17 protein-coding genes are annotated in these 19,019 nt (G+C 34.9%); all 17 read left to right on the forward strand.

Going from position 1 to position 19,019, the window contains the following annotated elements:
- The first annotated feature begins 132 nt into the window (after nt 1–132).
- The 17 genes from Z053_RS0121765 (at nt 133) to Z053_RS0121845 (ending at nt 18,824) form a co-directional block, all read left to right on the forward strand.
- Nucleotides 133–675 carry a DUF4287 domain-containing protein gene (locus Z053_RS0121765; RefSeq protein ID WP_025667082.1) on the forward strand — a complete coding sequence of 181 codons (543 nt, stop codon included), beginning with the start codon at nt 133–135 and terminating at the stop codon, nt 673–675.
- Between the two features lie 136 nt (nt 676–811).
- On the forward strand, nt 812–1,930 hold the full coding sequence (locus Z053_RS0121770; RefSeq protein ID WP_025667083.1) for a serine hydrolase domain-containing protein: 1,119 nt from the start codon (nt 812–814) through the stop codon (nt 1,928–1,930).
- Between the two features lie 123 nt (nt 1,931–2,053).
- A complete protein-coding gene (locus Z053_RS0121775) occupies nt 2,054–2,497 on the forward strand; it encodes a hypothetical protein (RefSeq protein WP_035096553.1) in 444 nt (147 codons plus the stop codon).
- 163 nt (nt 2,498–2,660) lie between these two features.
- On the forward strand, nt 2,661–3,074 hold the full coding sequence (locus Z053_RS0121780; RefSeq protein ID WP_025667085.1) for a hypothetical protein: 414 nt from the start codon (nt 2,661–2,663) through the stop codon (nt 3,072–3,074).
- A 182-nt stretch (nt 3,075–3,256) separates the two neighbouring features.
- On the forward strand, nt 3,257–4,066 hold the full coding sequence (locus tag Z053_RS0121785) for a helix-turn-helix domain-containing protein (protein ID WP_025667086.1): 810 nt from the start codon (nt 3,257–3,259) through the stop codon (nt 4,064–4,066).
- 69 nt (nt 4,067–4,135) lie between these two features.
- Nucleotides 4,136–5,782, forward strand: coding sequence for a serine hydrolase domain-containing protein (locus tag Z053_RS0121790; protein ID WP_025667087.1), 1,647 nt, complete (start codon nt 4,136–4,138; stop codon nt 5,780–5,782).
- Between the two features lie 440 nt (nt 5,783–6,222).
- Nucleotides 6,223–8,721 (forward strand): zinc-dependent metalloprotease, encoded by a 2,499-nt coding sequence (locus Z053_RS0121795; RefSeq protein WP_025667088.1) that lies wholly within the window; start codon nt 6,223–6,225, stop codon nt 8,719–8,721.
- Nucleotides 8,722–9,044: 323 nt separating this feature from the next.
- Nucleotides 9,045–9,731 carry an aquaporin Z gene (gene aqpZ / locus Z053_RS0121800; RefSeq protein ID WP_024771865.1) on the forward strand — a complete coding sequence of 229 codons (687 nt, stop codon included), beginning with the start codon at nt 9,045–9,047 and terminating at the stop codon, nt 9,729–9,731.
- A gap of 301 nt (nt 9,732–10,032) precedes the next feature.
- Nucleotides 10,033–10,497, forward strand: a complete 465-nt coding sequence (locus Z053_RS0121805) for a hypothetical protein (protein WP_035096554.1) — start codon at nt 10,033–10,035, stop codon at nt 10,495–10,497.
- A gap of 107 nt (nt 10,498–10,604) precedes the next feature.
- On the forward strand, nt 10,605–12,032 hold the full coding sequence (locus Z053_RS0121810) for an SDR family oxidoreductase (RefSeq protein WP_025667090.1): 1,428 nt from the start codon (nt 10,605–10,607) through the stop codon (nt 12,030–12,032).
- 378 nt (nt 12,033–12,410) lie between these two features.
- A complete protein-coding gene (locus Z053_RS0121815; RefSeq protein ID WP_025667091.1) occupies nt 12,411–13,406 on the forward strand; it encodes a nucleoside hydrolase in 996 nt (331 codons plus the stop codon).
- Between the two features lie 8 nt (nt 13,407–13,414).
- The gene (locus tag Z053_RS0121820) at nt 13,415–14,971 is read left to right on the forward strand and encodes a protein-tyrosine phosphatase family protein (protein ID WP_025667092.1); all 1,557 of its coding nucleotides are present in this window, start codon (nt 13,415–13,417) and stop codon (nt 14,969–14,971) included.
- A 353-nt stretch (nt 14,972–15,324) separates the two neighbouring features.
- Nucleotides 15,325–15,789, forward strand: a complete 465-nt coding sequence (locus tag Z053_RS0121825) for a hypothetical protein (RefSeq protein WP_025667093.1) — start codon at nt 15,325–15,327, stop codon at nt 15,787–15,789.
- A 67-nt stretch (nt 15,790–15,856) separates the two neighbouring features.
- Nucleotides 15,857–16,501, forward strand: a complete 645-nt coding sequence (locus Z053_RS0121830; protein ID WP_035096555.1) for a DinB family protein — start codon at nt 15,857–15,859, stop codon at nt 16,499–16,501.
- A 6-nt stretch (nt 16,502–16,507) separates the two neighbouring features.
- Nucleotides 16,508–16,945, forward strand: coding sequence for an SRPBCC family protein (locus Z053_RS0121835; RefSeq protein ID WP_025667095.1), 438 nt, complete (start codon nt 16,508–16,510; stop codon nt 16,943–16,945).
- A gap of 68 nt (nt 16,946–17,013) precedes the next feature.
- On the forward strand, nt 17,014–17,898 hold the full coding sequence (locus Z053_RS0121840; RefSeq protein ID WP_025667096.1) for an RNA polymerase sigma factor: 885 nt from the start codon (nt 17,014–17,016) through the stop codon (nt 17,896–17,898).
- A gap of 227 nt (nt 17,899–18,125) precedes the next feature.
- The gene (locus Z053_RS0121845; RefSeq protein WP_025667097.1) at nt 18,126–18,824 is read left to right on the forward strand and encodes a hypothetical protein; all 699 of its coding nucleotides are present in this window, start codon (nt 18,126–18,128) and stop codon (nt 18,822–18,824) included.
- The last annotated feature ends 195 nt before the right edge of the window (nt 18,825–19,019 follow it).

The following is a 19,019-nucleotide window of genomic DNA, read 5'->3' on the forward strand; positions in this document are numbered from 1 at the left end:
AAGATAATGGTAGCTTTGGGTAATTAAACAAATAAAGTACCTGTAAACAATTGAGAAACAAACACAAACGAGTATACATGTACTGGTATACACATACTATTTGTTGTAACTCATGTAACTAATAGATTAAAAATGGATAAAGCATTACAAACTATGATTGACAATATGCCTGAAAAAACAGGTAAGTCATTAGATGAATGGAAAGCAATTCTTAAAGAAAAATCCTTTACTAAACATTCTGAAGGAGTTAAGTTTTTAAAGACAGAACATAGTGTGACGCATGGGTTTGCTAATACAATTGTAACTTTATCCAAAGAAGAAAATAACTCTCCTGATGATTTAGTGGGCGCCCAATATAAAGGGAAAGAAAATCTGATTCCGGTTTATAAGAAACTAATTGACTATGTTACATCATTAGGTTCAGATATAACCATTACCCCGAAAAAAGGAAGTGTTAGTATTATTAGAAAAAGACAATTCGTTTTAATTAAGCCGGCTACCAAAACAAGAATTGACTTGGGGTTTAAACTAAAAGACAAACCAACTACAGATAGACTTGAAAACTCTGGGCCATTCGGAACAATGTGCACGCATAGAGTTCGGTTATCCGAAGAGTCAGAAATTGACAAAGAATTAAAAAACTGGATCTCTGAAGCTTATGAAAAATCGATATAAAGCGGGGTACAACAATACCTATAAAGCATAGGCCTAACCCGACAGCGCAGATTTGCAATCTGCGCAATACAAGGCATCTATGTACTGGTGCATATACCAATGTTATGTTCAATTTAAATCAGCTTAAAACAATCCTATGAATAAGATTTTATTGACAATATTGACAATTGCTTTAGCTGGATTTTATACCTTTTCAAATGCACAGTTGCGAGAAGGAAATGATCTTCAAACTATAATTAACGAATTTACAGACAGAATAAAAAAAGACCTAGAGGATGATAATGTTAAGGGGAATATCTCAATTGCAATAGTAAAAGGAGATTCAATTATTTGGTCTGGTGCTTATGGATTAGTAGACATTAATACTAATACAAAGGCTGATTCCACTACCATTTATCGTATAGGTTCAATCTCTAAATCTTTTACTGCCTTTCTTATGATGCAATTGGTTCAAGATGGGACAATTGAATTAGATGAGCAGATAGAAAAATATTTACCCGAAATAAGTGAGTTAAGTGGTTATTCAGATTCTACAAAAATCACTTTCTTACAACTAGCTAGTCATACTTCGGGCTTAATTAGAGAACCCAATTTAGAAAAAGCTGCTTCTGGCCCCATTGGGGAATGGGAAAGTAAAGTTTTAAAGTCTATTCCAAAAACATCATTTCAATCAAAACCAGGAGAGAAATATAGTTATTCGAATATTGGTTTTGGAATATTGGGATTAGCACTATCCCGTGCAGCAAAAAAGTCTTTTATCGAATTGGTTAAGGATAAAATATTCAACCCTCTCAACATGAATAACAGCTATTTTATTGTACCCAAAAATAAGATTGTTAATCTAGCAAAAGGCATGAAGCATAAATCAATAGGTGAAATTAATACTCAATCCAAATTAGAACATAAGGGTCGAGGATATAAAGTACCCAATGGCGGTATTTATTCAACTCCAATTGATTTGGCAAAATTTATTGCTTGCAATATGGGGCTTGTAGAAATACTAAGCCAAAAAAATTTGGCTATAATGCAAAGAAACCACACTCCAAATGGGAATTACGGCTTAGGCTTTTTCCTGTATCAGGATAATACAATTTCAACAGTTGGACATGGTGGAGGAGTTGCCGGGTACACTTGCTCACTTCAATTTGAAAAAGAAAGTCAATATGGGGTGATCCTGATGAGAAATTACAATCGTGGTAATACTAAGCTAAATGCATCATCATTAGAGTTGATTAGAAAATTGAAAAACAATTAAGAAACAAACCACAAGATTAAAAACTATTTTAGTGTAAACACTTAATCTTTAACTTGTGTAAACCATATATCTTAGCGAACATTTGTGCTTCGCTATCGTTAATTTCAAACTTAATCTTACATTATGAAGATAAACAGATTACAATTTTCAATAGATATTAAGGCAGAGAAAACGAAGATTTGGGACGCATTATGGAAGGATAACTACTACCGTGATTGGACTAGTGTATTTTTTGAAGGTTCTTATGCTATTACCGATAATTGGAAAGAAGGCAGCAAGGTAGTATTCCTTTCTCCTGATCAAAGTGGTATCTACAGCATCATCGAAACACACATTCCTAATAAAATCATGAGATTTAAGCATATCGGAAATGTCGTAAAGGGAGAGGAACAACCTATTGATGATGAAACAAAAGCCTGGTCGGGCGCTACAGAAATTTATACCCTTACCGATGGAGCAGACAGTAACACCCTTAATGTTGAAATAGATGTCCTTGATGAGCATCTGGACTTTATGAAAACCACATTTCCAAAAGCACTGGAAAAGGTAAAGGAGAACTGCAGTTAAAAACGTGTATAATACATTGCAACTCGTTTTGTATATACCGAGATGTATACACCCTCAAAAGCATTCTACTTGATTCAGACAACGTATATTTGTAATTCATGCAATACATGTCTAGATATATTTAATTACTTCGATTCGTATATTTGGTGATATCATATCCTCTATGAAATTCAAAATCTCAAATAATAGAAAGGCTGGACTTTTCCGATTAACGCAGTGGGAGATTTATGATAGGTTAGTAGAAGGTGTTCCTACTCAAAGTTATAATAACAGAGAAATAGAAAGGATAAAAACAGATTTGAGAAAAAGGTGGAAAAAAATACCTGTTCATGTTATAGAACCTAAACAAGAAATCAAATCAGAATGGATCAATAAAAAGGGAGAAAGGCATCAAGAATTACCCAAAATCGTATGTATTGGTTGGTTTAGATATGAAGAAATTAATGATCTAGAAAATAGTTCAACACTAGTAATTGTTTGGTTTCAGAATAATTATGCTTTACCTATTAGCAGAGAAAATCTCAATGCAATTACCAATTTGGATTGGGATCGCCTATCTATCCCCTATTCACATTAATAATAACAAACCAAAAAAAACGACAACGTGCATTTGCAATCTGTGTAACACAATACTCAGCGCCTACATAAAATGATAAATGTGAGCGCTATATTATATAAAAACACAGATTTGTCTATGGTTTTGTAACTTTACTCTGTTACGACATAAATATTAAACGTAATGCACAAGCCCGACTTAGAATGAAGATATTAACTAAGGGAAAATATTATGGAATAAAGGATTCTGAAAAATCATTTGGTGGGATTCTGCTATCGCAATACGATTATAAAAAAGATAGAACAGACTGGCACTACCACGAAAACCCATATTTCTGGTATGTTCTAAATGGTGATATGATGGATTGTAATAAGAAAGTGAAGACCTTGTGCCCATCAGGAAGTTTAATGTTTAATAATTGGCAAGAAGTTCATTATGGCTCTAAACATTCTAAAAATGCTAATGGTTTTCATTTAGAATTTCAAAAAAAATGGTTGGATACTAATGGAATAGATTTGGATTTACTTGAAGGGAGTCTATTAATTCAAAACCCGCAAGTACATTTTCTTTTTGCAAAATTATATTATGAATTTATAAACTCTGATCAATACAGCGAAGTTTCAGTAGAAGTTCTATTATTACAAATTTGTGAAGCATTAAGTGGGTTAATAGAAACCAATCTCAAAAATATTCCTAACTGGATAAATGATCTAAAAGAATTACTTCATTTCGATAATTCAAACCTTAGCTTGCAATACCTTTCGGATCAACTAGGAATACATCCCGTTCATATCTCAAGGGCAGCCCCAAAATATCTCTCTACAAGTCTTGGAGAGTATGTAAGGCAACATAAATTAAAGAAAGCTATACCTCTACTGCTCGACCCAAATAACTCGTTGACCAAAATTGCATATCAAACAGGTTTTTCTGATCAAAGCCATTTTAACCGCGTCTTTAACTCCTATTTTAATATGAATCCCAGTTTCTACCGAAAAGAATTGCATAAAAAATAGCAATGTTAATCTGATACAATTTTTGTAAATATCGATATGTTACTTTTGAACCCAATTAAAACTTAAATTATGTTTAAAAATTTAACGTTATCACTCTTGTTATGTTTCTCATTTTTTACAAGCTGTGCTCAACAAAATATAGTAGATTTTATAGGAGAATGGGAAGGAAAAACAACGAACAAAGACGCCCTTAATCTAGACATAATCGTTAAAAAACTGAGTGAAGAAGATGCAGTTTTTACACTTTCAAATAACAAAGAAATTATAACGAAAAAATTCAAATTTGATAATAGAATCAATCTTGCATTAGGTGATAACCTTATTTTTAGTGGAATAGTTAATGACGGGCAATCAGAAATAAACGGTTTTATGAAATCAAAGAGATATTTGTACCCTGCTAAACTCTATAAAAGAGGAGATCGTTTTGAAGGGAAGTGGAATCTATCAATAATTCATTATCTACAGCCTCAATCTTTGCGTTTAACTATAAAAGAAGGTGGTGGATCTGATGATGAATATCGAGCTTACCCAATTCTTGGAAATCTCTGGTGCAATAATTTTAAGAAAAAGAATAATTCTATTTCATTTACAGATTCTAATACAGGCCTTGAATTTGAAGGCCTATTAAAACCCTCTGAAGTTGTATTAAATATTAGTCTAGAAGGGAATTTTATTACAAAAACATCATTTAAAAAAATCACAAAGCATAAAAAGACTGCTTCAATAGATAAGAATTCTCAAATAAATGACGGCTGGGAGTTATCAAAAAATGGATTAGTACTACAAAAAATGGAAGAAGGTATTCGTAACGATAGTCTAGTCGGAATAGAGGGAGTACTCATTGCAAAAAATGGTAAAATCACTTATGAAAAATATTTTGGAGGTTTCAATGTTAATATTCCGCATGGTATGCGTTCTGCCTCAAAGAGTATCTCATCTGCCATCATCGGTATAGCTATTGATGATAAAATTATAGAGAGTGTCGACAAAAAACTATATGATTTTATCCCTCAAGAATATCAGTATACAAAAGATGCCTTAAAATCCAAAATTACCATCAAAGACTTATTGACGATGAGTTCTGGATTAGATGTAAATAACAAAGCATATGAAGAGTACTACCAAGAATCAAATAATTGGTTAAAAACAGTACTTGAAGCACCTATGGTAAAAGATCCTGGAACTTATGCCGATTATGGGTCTGCAAACCCATTTTTACTTGGCGTTTATTTAAGTAATCGATTAGATGTACCCTTAGAATTTTATATGGCTGATAAGCTTTTCTCACCTCTGGGAATTACAAATTACATATTGAATACCGACGATACAAAAGCCATACCTTATTTTGGAGGTGGGTATCATTTAACCCCAAGGGATATGCTTAAGTTTGGGCAACTTTATCTAAATGAAGGTGTATGGAATAGCAAACGAATTATTTCAGAAAATTGGATAAGAGAGTCTTTCAAGAAACATACAAGATTGCAGGATAGAAGAGATAAAAATGAATATGGTTATCTATGGTGGCATGACACTTATATCATCAATGAAGAAGCAATTATATCTATTGAAGCACGAGGCGCAGGAGGGCAATTCATTTTTATAGTTCCAGCGCTGGAATCCGTAGTTGTGATAACAGCAGGAAATTATAGGAATAGGAAAGGTAATCAATCACGTGAAATATTTGAAAAGTATATTCTTCCTGCGTTGTTGAATTAAAAGACCAGTACATAATAAAGTATTAATTAATTGAGCATAGTATTTAAAATGCATTTCGACCTATGCACCGAAGTGTACACGCACTCAATCCCGAGAGAATATCTTTAACGTACCCTGAGCGTAGCCGAAGGGTACATGTTTATTAGCTCGGATGTGATGTACCGTACTATAGATATCCTGTAATTCTAAACTTGATCCGGAATCCAGAATCCCGCATTTCAAAAAGTGGATCCCAGATCAAGTCTGGAGTGACAAGTTATACTGTACCCTGAGGTTCTCGAAGGGTACGGTATAGGTTTTTAAAGATATAAACGACAACAAAATTCATAACAAATTCACAATTAACAGAGGTTACACCCTTTACCAATCTACCTTTAACCTTACTTTCACATATGCCGGTTGCTTATTTTATTACCTTCCGCCGATTAAAAATTCTTCACATGCTCAAAAATACATTTAGATTGCTTCTATGCTTAGTAGTAATCACCACTAGTGGTTGTTCTGTTCTTCAACCCAAAAAAGGAAAAACCCCTATGGCCGATGCCAAAAAACCTGGTAAAGACAAAGATAAGATTAAGCCTTATAGCGAAGTCATTACCGAAAAGGCCAAAACCGACAAAGGTTTATTTACCGTTCATAATATAGACAGTAAATACTATTATGAGATCCCGGATTCGTTGTTTAATCGGGAGATGCTTATGGTAACGCGTATTGCCAAAACCGCTACGGGGATTGGTTTTGGTGGCGGAAAACAAAATACCCAAGTATTGCGTTGGCAACGAAAAAACAAGCAGATATTACTTCGCGTCGTATCACATCAGATCTTTGCTTCAGATTCTTTACCGATTCATGAAGCTGTAGAGAATTCTAATTTCGAACCGGTGTTATATGCATTTCCGATTAAAGCATTTTATAAAGATTCTACTAATGCAGTAAAGAATGCAACAGTGATCGAGGTTACCGATCTGTTTAAAACAGACGTAAAACCTCTAGGATTTCCTGGTAGTAGACGAAAGCAGTATAAGATTTCAAAGTTAGATGCCGCCAGATCGTATATCGATACAATTAGAAGTTACCCATTAAATATTGAAACTCGTCATGTAAAAACCTATAGTGCTGCCGAGCCACCTTCTAACACCAGTACAGAATCTATCTCATTAGAAATGAGTAATTCTATGATCCTGCTTCCTAAAACACCTATGAGACGTCGATATTTTGACCAGCGTGTTGGATGGTTTGCCCGCGGACAAACCGATTATGGATTAGCAGCACAAGAAAGTAAAACCGTACGTTACCTGGATCGATGGAGGTTAGAGGTAAAAGATGAAGATCTTGCAAAATTTAAACGAGGCGAATTGGTAGTACCCAAAAAGCAAATCGTATACTATATCGACCGTGCGACCCCAAAAAAATGGAGAACCTATATTAAGCAAGGGATCGAAGACTGGCAGGTTGCCTTCGAAGAGGCTGGGTTTAAAGACGCTATTATCGCCAAAGACCCTCCCACAGTAGAAGAAGATCCCGATTGGAGCCCAGAGGATGTGCGCTACTCTGTAGTGCGCTACCTGGCCTCTCCTATCCCAAATGCCAATGGACCTCATGTGAGTGATCCCAGATCGGGAGAGATCCTGGAGAGTGATATCAACTGGTATCATAATGTAATGACCTTATTACGCAATTGGTTTTTTGTACAAACCGCAGCAATCAATCCAGAGGCACAAAATGTGACCTTTAAGGATGAAGTGATGGGAAGATTAATTCGGTTTGTATCTGCTCATGAGGTAGGTCACACCTTGGGATTACCACATAATATGGGAAGCAGTGTTGCCTATCCTGTAGAGTCCCTAAGAGATCCTGTGTTTACTAAAAAATATGGTACAGCACCATCGATAATGGACTATGCAAGATTTAATTATGTTGCTCAACCGGGAGATGGCGATGTCGCCTTAATGCCTAATATTGGTATCTATGATAAGCATGCTATACGATGGGGATATCGACCAATACTTACTCTAACTGCCGAAGAAGAGAAGAAGACACTCGACAGCTGGATACTCAAACATCAAAATGATCCTATGTATCGATTCGGGAAACAACAGTTTGGAGTTATTGATCCAAGCTCGCAAACTGAAGATCTTGGTGATGATGCCGTACTGGCTAGTACCTACGGAATCAAAAACTTAAAAAGAATTGTACCCAACCTCATCACATGGACTGCCGAAGATGGTAAAAACTATGATGATCTGGGTACTATGTACAGACAAGTGTTAGGACAGTTTAATCGATATATGGGTCATGTATCTTCTAATATTGGTGGGGTATATGAATACTATAAAACCTATGATCAAAAAGGAGCGGTATATTCTCATGTGACCAAAGCAAATCAGAAGCGTGCCATGAAATTTTTACACGAACAATTGTTTACCACTCCGGATTGGTTACTCGACAAGACTATTTTTGATAAAATAGAATCTGCAGGAAATGTAGAGCGTATTCGTAATTTCCAGGTGAGAACCTTAAACAATCTATTGGATCACGGGCGTATGGCACGATTAATCGAGAATGAAGCCTTAAACAATAAAGAAGCTTATACCCTACTCGATATGATGAGCGAACTGCGATCAGGACTATGGAGCGAATTGCGAAGTGGTCGTATCATCGATGTATATCGCCGTAATATACAGAGAGCGTATATCGATCGTTTGGAATTTTTAATGACCAAAGAGCAACCTAAGATCCCAGAGAATATAAGACGCTTTGTAGTACGAACTAATGTAAATGCCTCGCAAAGTGATATCAGAGCAGTAGTACGTGCAGAATTAAATACACTACGCAGAGCAGTTAGAAATGCCATCGGCAGAACATCAGATAGGATGACGCAATATCACCTGCAGGATATCGCAGAACGTATCACCGCCATTCTTGATCCTAAGAAATAAGATAATACCCCTGTACTATAACAACCCCTTGTTTGAATCATCAAGCAAGGGGTTGTTTTAATAAGTATTTGTCTGATCTAATGAATAGTTTGTGGTAATGCTAATGGTAACTATAGTACTTCGGCCGGCCTGTCCTGAGTGTATCGAAGGGTACGGCATAAGCATCTCGGTCGAGTCATTGTAGTATCCTTATCCTGTTATTCTGCATTTAATCCGAAAATTAAAAGAAAAGATCATACGAGAATAGAACGCATAAAAAAAAGATAAGTACCTTAGTAATAATTCATACCCTCATTATTAACATCAACACTAGAATAAACAACATGAAAAAATTAATTTCAGAATTTATTGGAACCCTATGGTTAGTATTAGGTGGGTGTGGAAGTGCTGTATTAGCGGCAGCATACCCAGAGTTAGGCATTGGATTTGCGGGGGTTGCCCTTGCATTTGGTTTAACCGTTGTAACCATGGCCTATGCCATTGGACATATTTCGGGTTGTCATCTTAATCCTGCAGTATCTATTGGGTTATGGATAGGCGGTCGTTTTGATAAAAAAGAACTGCTCCCGTATATTGTTGCTCAGGTATTGGGCGGTATTGCCGGTGCCGGGATTTTATACCTTATTGCCACAGGAAAATCAGGATTCGAAATCGGTGGATTCGCTGCCAATGGATATGAAGAACATTCTCCGGGTGGCTATTCTATGCTTGCGGCTTTAGTAACCGAAATCGTAATGACATTTATGTTTTTGATTATCATTTTGGGTGCTACACATTCTAAAGCTCCAAAAGGTTTTGCAGGCCTTGCCATAGGATTAGGACTAACCCTTATTCATCTTATAAGTATACCAGTGACCAATACTTCGGTAAATCCTGCCAGAAGTACAAGTCAGGCATTATTTGCAGGAGGTTGGGCAATAGAGCAACTATGGTTATTTTGGGTAGCCCCCATCATAGGAGCTATTTTAGCCGGACTGGTATACAAATTTATTTCTCCCGAAGAAGCATAATAAAACACACCATAAACCTATAATAAAACCCTTGTATGATGATTCGTGCAAGGGTTTATTATGATATGTGTGATTCGATCCCGAAGGAATGTCTTTCATGTACCCTTCGACGTGCCTGTCCTGAGTTTATCGAAGGGCTCAACAGAACTATCAAGAAGCTATCTTTCTGACACCATGAGGTTTCCCGTAACTTTTTTACAAAAGGTAGTTGTACTTTTATAAAAGAGATACTGAGATATTGTTACACTAATAGCTTTATCTAATCGCATTTAAAACATCCTTATTTAGCTAATCACAACTAATGAATTATAAAATGGGCTACGAAAAAAAAATAAAAACTATAGAACAGTTTGATGGGCATGATACCGAAATTAATATCAAAGGAATACTTATTTTAGTCCTTAACATATTCATTATTGTTAGCATCATAACCCTCATAGGAGAATTAGCAACATTAGTCTCTCCATTGCATCTTTCTCCGCTAAAAGTGATCACAAGTTTAATACTTCTTTTTTCGATTTTTTCGATACTTATTACGGTATACACCATCACCCCACATTTAAATTCTTCTAAAAAATCTTTTTCATTTTTTAACGGCATCGCGAATAACCATAAAAAAGAGGATGTAAAACAAGATATCAAAAGTCAAATCAATGATTTGGAAAAAGGCTTAAAAAGAAAGCATCTGATCGTTAAAATGGCGTTACTTATTAATGTTATTCAATTACTTTTTTTAACCTACATCACGTATATCACTGTATTGTAAATACAACATTCTGGATAGTATAAGAAAAGAAGTATTGATTTATAAATAAGTACGTAATACACACAAGTATAAAAAGTATATTTACCAATAGAAGTTCTATTAAATACATGAAAATACTCCTAACAGGTGCTACAGGCTACATCGGTAAACGAATTCTCCCTTTATTAGTAAATAAAGGATATCATGTGGTATGTTGCGTTAGGGATACCTCTAGATTTCATCCTCCCCAGTCGTTAAGCGCAAGTATTTCTGTACTAGAAATTGATTTGTTAGATGCTCCTTCACTCTCAAAAATCCCTGATGATATTGATGTAGCCTATTATCTGGTGCACTCGATGTCGACATCTGACAATTACAAATCATTAGAACAAAAATCTGCTGTCAATTTTAGAAATGCGCTATCTAATACAACTGTCAAACAAGTGATATACTTAAGTGGTATCGTTAATGAATCTAACCTATCTAAACATCTGTTATCAAGAAAAACCGTTGAAGAAGAACTAGGAAAAGGCAATTACAACCTAACGTGTTTCAGAGCCGGAATCATTGTTGGGTCTGGCAGTGCATCCTTTGAGATTATGCGTGATTTGGTAGAAAAGCTTCCTATTATGATTACACCAAAATGGCTTCTTACCAAATGTCAACCCATAGGGATTGCAGATGTACAACGTTTTTTAATCGAATGTATCCTTAAAGAGAAAACCTACAACAGGGATTTTGATATTGGCTGTGATGATATTCTATCGTATAAAGAAATGCTTCTTGGTTTTGCTAAAGTTCGAAATTTAAAAAGAAGAATCTGGACTGTTCCTGTAATGACTCCGAGACTTTCTTCGTATTGGTTATATTTTGTAACCTCTACTTCATACAAACTGGCTAGATCCCTGGTCGATAGCATGAAAGTCGAAGTTGTATGTAGAGATCATGAAATCAATACCCTACTAAACATACACCCCATATCCTACAAAGAAGCTCTATTAAGAGCATTTGATAATATTAAGAATAATGAGATTGCTTCTAGCTGGAAAGATTCTTATGCTAGTAGCGAGATAACCAGTAACATATCAGAGTTTATAGCAGTTCCAGAATTTGGATGTTTTAAAGACAAACGTATTCGACAAATTAAAAACTACGAATCATCACTAGAGAAAATCTGGAGTATTGGGGGCGAGAATGGATGGTATTACGGGAATTGGCTTTGGAGAATTCGTGGTTTTTTAGACAAATTATTTGGAGGGGTCGGACTAAGAAGAGGCCGCACCAATCAATCTACTATATCTGTAGGAGACTCATTAGACTTCTGGCGAGTGCTTTATGCGAATAAACAAGAAGGAAGATTGTTACTTTTTGCAGAAATGAAACTCCCGGGAGAAGCATGGCTCGAATTTAAAATAGTAGATAACGATGTGATCCAAACTGCAACATTTAGACCCTTAGGCTTGGCAGGTAGATTATACTGGTATGCAGTATATCCGTTTCATGGTTTCATTTTTACAGGATTAATTAACAAAATAAGTACCCATAACAACACCTAACTAACTGCAATAATAACACTTCTAAAACCCTCACACCTAAAATCCAACATCTCATACCTCATACCCAACACCTACTTTCTATATACAAAAAATTTCCTCCTGCTATCATGTGGTTTCCCGTAACCCATTTAAAAAAGGTAGTGGTAACTTTAAAAGACTAAAAAAAGTGCTGCCATACATAAGTATCGCAATACGAAGAAACGTGCAAATACATATACAATAAGTATAAAGGATATATATTCATTATATAACTATAGCAATCCCCCCACAGATCCTATTCTGAGCCCTTCGATAAACTAAAAACAGACGTATCGAAGGCTCAGAACGAATTAAGAATAATTATACAAATTTCGATTTAACAACAGTAAATGAAGAAACATGACACAAACTAAAAACACAATTATTATTCACGACGGAGCTACAGATGAATTAATGTCAATTCTTTTTGCCGCATCAATGCCTAATATTAGTATCAAAGGAATCATGGTACTTAATGCCGACTGCCAGGGCTATCCAACCGCAAAAGTTAGCAGTAAACTTCTCGACCTCATCAACATTAAGGATGTACATGTAGCTGTATCGGGTGCAAGAGGGTGGAATCCATTTCCCTGGACATATCGCCAATACTCTCTAATGGTAGATCTTTTCCCTGTGGTGAATCAATACAAAGAGAATGTAGTCGTCCCAGAACCTCAAATGGACTTTCCTCTGGAGACTATGGTTGATACAGTATATCGCGAAAATAATAACTCACCTGTAACCTTGCTTTGCCTTTCTCCGGTCACCGATATCGCCAATGCACTAAAGAACGATCCAAATTTTGCAGGTAAAGTTTCAGAAATAGTTTGGATGGGAGGAGTTTATATTACAAAAGAAACGCCCTTTGGAAATATTGATACCGGAATAGCTCCGGGAGCAAACCCAAATGCAGAATGGAATGTGTACTGGGATCCACAAGCAACTCAAGAAGTACTAAATTCGGGTATTAACATCAAAATGTTTCCTCTTAATGTTACCAATAGCGTTACACTATCCGGAGAAATTATCCGAAAGTATTTTTTACCAGAAAGCAACACCTTCCCTGCTCTATCACTTGCTGCACAAATGTATGCATTAGTAGCTTTTCAATATGGGTTTAGCTTTTGGGATACCGCAGCAACATCTTTTCTTGGCAAGCCCGATCTGTTCACCTTTAAAAATGCTTTTGTTGAAGTAGATACCTCCCCCGACCCCGTAAAGCAAGGAACGATGAAAGTTGAGTTTATTTCGGATATAGAACCGCTTGAATCTACTATCGAGATCGCATCAAGCATTAACGTAAATATGTTTTATGACTATTACGTAGCACAGCTTAAAACCTTAATTTTTAAATAACTATCACTATGTCTATTACACAAGAAAACAAGTCTGCCAGCATCACTTCATATGCTTACCAACAAGCCTATGACCTTAAACCAGGAACCAGCCAGGTTACTATCACACTTATTTCTAAGGGAGCTTCATTTAGTAATACCGAAAGCACCAAAACATTCAATACAGGTACAATCGGTAATAAGAATCCTAATGAAAATTTTACCGTCTATTCGAACGGAGAATTTGTGTATGCTTTAATCGAAACTCAATATAAACCGGTAACCAGAACAGGACATAAGCCGATTGATCCACCATCTTATTGCCACATCTATTTTAAGCCTAGTGGTACAAACTGGTTGTGGTCGACAGATGCTCAAACGGCTGATAACGACAGTATTTTCCCTGGCGGACAGGGTGAACGTACTGGCTCGACCATTACAATTCAATCTCCAACCGATCAGAATCCTTCTAGCCTGCCCAGTACATTACCAAATTTAAATAGCGAACTTGTATTTTTACTCGATAAGAATGTAAATGGAAATATGTTGTTTCGTGGGAATGAACCATTGAAACCAGGGTTAAAGTGCCAGGATATTGATTTTCATACCTTGCATAATTGCCTTAAAACAAAGTATCAACTACAAACGGGCTTAGATAATTTCCCTGAAATGGGAAAATATATTCTTCGTGATATTGCATTCTTAGGTCATAATATAAATGGTGAATTACCAATACTACTTGCCGAAGTAGGCACCTTTGGTGCTTTAGAATTAAGCCAGGTAGATCAAAAATGGTACCCGGCATCCCCAAAAAACTTCTCAAGTGGTATGAAAGCACAAGTATCAAATTGGAATGTCGAACCCGCAGAGACTTCTACAGCATTAGATGTAGAAATGATAAAAAACCTGAGCACCTGGATGAACACCGATTCTCCGTATAAAGATGCGAACCATAATCCCATCCCTGTGATTTATTATATTCACTGCTCTAGTGGGCATGACCGTACCGGTATGATTTCTTCGGGGTATTTAATGCATCATTACGGTTTAGGACTAACCGATGCATTTATTTTGGGTACTACTATTCATAAATTAAACGCTTCTTATGGAGGAAACTTAGTAACCAATTGTAAAGACTTTGTAAGTAAAGAAATAGATTCAAATCGATCACGTTGTTTTGTTGCCGGTACCCAGGCGAATCCTACATACAATAACGGGATTCTTAATATTTACAATACATTACACAGCACCGCAGTAACAGAGCTACCATCAAAAGCAGTCTCTGGTGATCCGGCAATTAACAATACAGGACAAGCTTATGTATTCTCGCACTATCCCTGGGATTTTATAGCTCAAGGCTATGCAACCATGGTAGCAGGAGTGGTAGTAGAAATTGGTGTATTGGTAGGAGGTTGTGGATATACCGAGCCACCAGTAGTTACCGTCGAAGCTCCATCAAATGGCGGAATGACAGCTACAGCTACTGCCGAAATCACTAATGGGATTGTAACAGACGTGACAATAACTAACCAGGGAAGTGGGTATGATTTTTCGCCACAGGTTTCTTTTTCTTCTCCAACAAAGTGAGTATATAGATGTCATACCCCTTTTTAATAGATATCACTAATTCGTTAACTGATTTTCAAAAGGAATGAGATGTGAAGTTTAACCATACCAAATAAAACTAAATTAATTCTGGTAATGGTTCCTTTAAAAACTCACATCTCACTCCTAATATCTTACTTCTCCTTCCTACAAAAAACTTTCTTGCCCAATTATTCTTTTCCTGCTAAAATTGAAGCCCGTATTCTACATCTTTTTTATTCCTCTTATAAAAAATTCCTACTAAGACAACATACCATAATAGTCATAAAGTTTATCTAAAAAACCTGTCACACCCAACAGGTTTTGTTGTATAACAACTATATAAAAGAATAAAAATGAATAAAAAACAAACAAGAAAACTTATCAAAGTTACTCTAGGTATTGCTCTAGGATATACAGTTATGAGTTTTTTTATTAACGAAGCAAACCTATTGGCTAATCAACAACAAAAAATTATGAACGAAGTCATTAAGAAATCAAATATAGATCCATTTTTAAAAGCTCCAACCAACTATTCTTTTTCCTGTACACCCACAAGTAAAGGAAAAGTACTGTATGCCAAACTTTTACAAGATGGAACTTTAATTATCCATTATGAATCCTTTTGGGAAGGAGATGGGGATCATTCTGGTGTGTTAACTGGTAAATACAATGCCAGCAAAAACCGTTTTGATGGTTTTTATAAAACGAACGATAATCGATTTTATGGAGAGCAAAATTTAATATTTGAAAAAAATGGAGAAGCCCAAGGCACCTGGGATAATGGCTATGGCACAACTCATATTCGATTAAAAAAATAATAGTTAACCGTCACACATGGCAATTCTAATTGTACAAACAGTATATATTAATTAAAAATAAATAAAAATGAAGAATGTAATAGTAAAACTAAGGTTTTCAACTGCTCTAATATTACTTATAGGTTTGAGTATTATGATGTACTCTTTTACTACCGCAAAAGAAAAAGGTAATTCTAACACTAAAGAAAATTGTTATTTCACTGAAGTAAGTGAAAAAAAATCATCAGAGAGAAAGGAAAATTTTCTTGCTACATGGCAAGTTTCCAAAACCTATACCTTGCAAGTAATTGATGCTATGCCTTCTAGCAAATTTAATTACAAACCTGTAAAGGTAGACAGTGTAAGAACATTTGCACAACAGTTTAAACATCTAGGTGGTATTCTTCAAGGCATGAACAGTATTTTTTTAAATGATCAGCCACCAATAGCTCCTCCATCCGATTTTGAAAAAACAGGATTAACTAAATCAGAGATAAAAGAGTTTGTGAACGCATCTTTTGACGCCGTAACAAAAACTGTAAAAGGGATGTCTGATAATGACTTGAAAGAAAAGAGAACCATGATATTTATGCCAAACAAACCTGATTATTCTAAATATGCGTATTTGGATTTTATGAGAGAACATACAGCACATCATCGTGCCCAAACATTAGTATATCTACGTCTAAATCGTATTACACCTCCTGCTCAACAGTATTTTCCAATAAAATAAATAAAAATGAATTGTACAATAGAAATTAAGCATAAATATAATACGTCCAGCAACAATATTTGGGACATTCTAAAAACTGGAAATAATGTGGACAAATGGTTTCCATTTATTGCTAGCTGTGACTTAACGGGAGAAGGTGTTGGTGCTAAAAGAATCTGCAAAACTCAAGAAGGACATACCATAGCAGAATCTATCATTACCATCGATGAAGATGATAAAATCTTTACATACATCATAGACCATCACAACTTAGACACACCCACAAAAAATATATGGGGAAGAATGCAGGTTTTAAACGAAAACGATGAAACTTATGTGCATTGGAAACTAAATTTTGATCTTACACAAAAATTGGATGACCAACTCTATATAGAATTAGAAGATGGAATGAAAGATCTGTTACAATCTGGATTAGTACAACTAGAAATGGTTGCTACATCATAAAATAACAGGTAAAAGGAGCAAGTTATTCTTACTCCTTTTACTTATTTTTATACTCACACACGCTACTTATGGAAAATCCTTTAAAACTTGCCAATTATAATGATTCTACTGATGAAAAATTAATAACTAACTCAAAAAAAGGAGGCAAGAAAAGCTTGAATAAACTTTTAAATAGGCATCAAAATTACATTTTCAATATTGCTTTAAAAATGTTGAACAATGTTACAGACGCCGAAGATGCCACCCAAGAAGTATTGATTAAATTGATTACAAATTTAGCAAAATACGATAGTTCAAAATCTCGTTTTAGAACATGGCTTTATAGAATTACATTCAATCATATTTTAAACTTAAAGAAAAGTGCTCCAGAAAAAAAAGAGCTAACATTCACTAAATTTTTTGGGTTTATGGATTCAGTCCCAGATATCTTTATTGCCGAGGAAGAGAATACAAATGAAGTTATGGGGCAATCCATTCAAGAGGCAAGAATTGCTTGTACTGCCGGCATGCTTATGTGCTTGGATAGAGGTCAGCGATTAATATATATAGTCGGAGAAATTTTTAAAATAGATCATAATCTAGCTTCCGAAATTTTTGATATTACCCCGGTTAACTTTAGAAAAAAACTTTCTAGAACGCGTAAAGATTTACACCAATGGATGCATAAAAAATGTGGTTTAGTAAACGAAAATAATCCTTGTAGATGCAGAAATAAAACCAAAAAGTTTATTGAGTTGGGTATCGTTAATCCTGAAAATCCAAAATGGCTATCAAATTATAAAAATAAAATTTTTGAGCATGTCGAAAGTAAATTAGATGAAACCGCCATTACTACTGATGAAATATATTCAAAAATATATCAACAAGACCCATTTAAAACCAATATGAAAGCAAAGCAAGTATATGAAGAGATTCTGAATAATAAGAATTTTGCTAGATTCATGGATTTGTAGCTATTATTACTGATAACCACCACCAACAATTTGTCCTAGAGAATAAGTGTAAAGCCAATAGTTTATCCTATAGACAAAAACCACGACAACATCTATAAGTTCATAACAGCGAAAATTTCTACGGGATTTCGTGCATGTTTGCTATCTTTAGGACAATGTGAACTATAACTTTTTGCTTTCCCACTTCGAAACCATACATTAAACATTGTAAAAAGCACTAGTAAAATATGGAAAATATATTACAAATTTTAGGAGCATCTGTCCTAAGTCTTGGAGGAGCGGGTGCAATTATTTTAGGGTTATCTAAATGGTTTGGAAATTTATTTGCAAAAAAACTTTTAGCAAAAGACAGTGCTAAATATTCTCTAGAACTAGAAACTCTTAAAAGTAATTTTCTAACCGAATTAGAAACTCAAAAAGCCTTTCAGAATGAGAAATTAGAAATTTTAAGACAGAAATATCAATCAGAACTTGAATCCACCAAAATTGAATTAGAAAAATCTAAGATCTTGTTTCTAAAGTATAGAGAAAATCAGTTTCAAATCTATAACGACTTATGGCAAAGCTTATGTGATTTAAAGCTTAACGGAGCCGACTTATGGGAAGTAGCCTCAAAAGAAAGATTAAAAAAATTTTCGATTCAACTCAAATCGACAAGAGAATCGTTAGAAAAGAATGCTTTGTTAATTGAAGAAAGTCATTATAAAAACCTAATGAGTAGCCTAGATGATTTTGAGAACTTTGAAATTGGTAAACAGAGATTAATTGAACTGCGAAATACAGATTTCGACCATTTAAATGAAATTGGAGGAGGTGAAGATGAAATTAGATTTAGGATTAGTCAGAACAGAGAAGTGAAAAATCGGTTTGAGAAAGAAATGAATAAGATGGCAAAATATCTTAGAAAACAAATAAAAGGAGAATAAATAACATGCTACAACAAGATGTAACACATCAAAATGTACCATAAACTAAGCTATAAGCAATGCTTAAACAATTCTAGTAATATCATGACTCAGAATCACATATCTCAAAATGAATCACGGTGTTGTTATATATCAATAAAAAAGCTAAAAGGATAAAACTTTACTATTTTAGTTATTTTATAAAAATATGTGTAG

It is taken from the genome of Aquimarina megaterium XH134, assembly GCF_000520975.1.
GTDB lineage: Bacteria > Bacteroidota > Bacteroidia > Flavobacteriales > Flavobacteriaceae > Aquimarina > Aquimarina megaterium.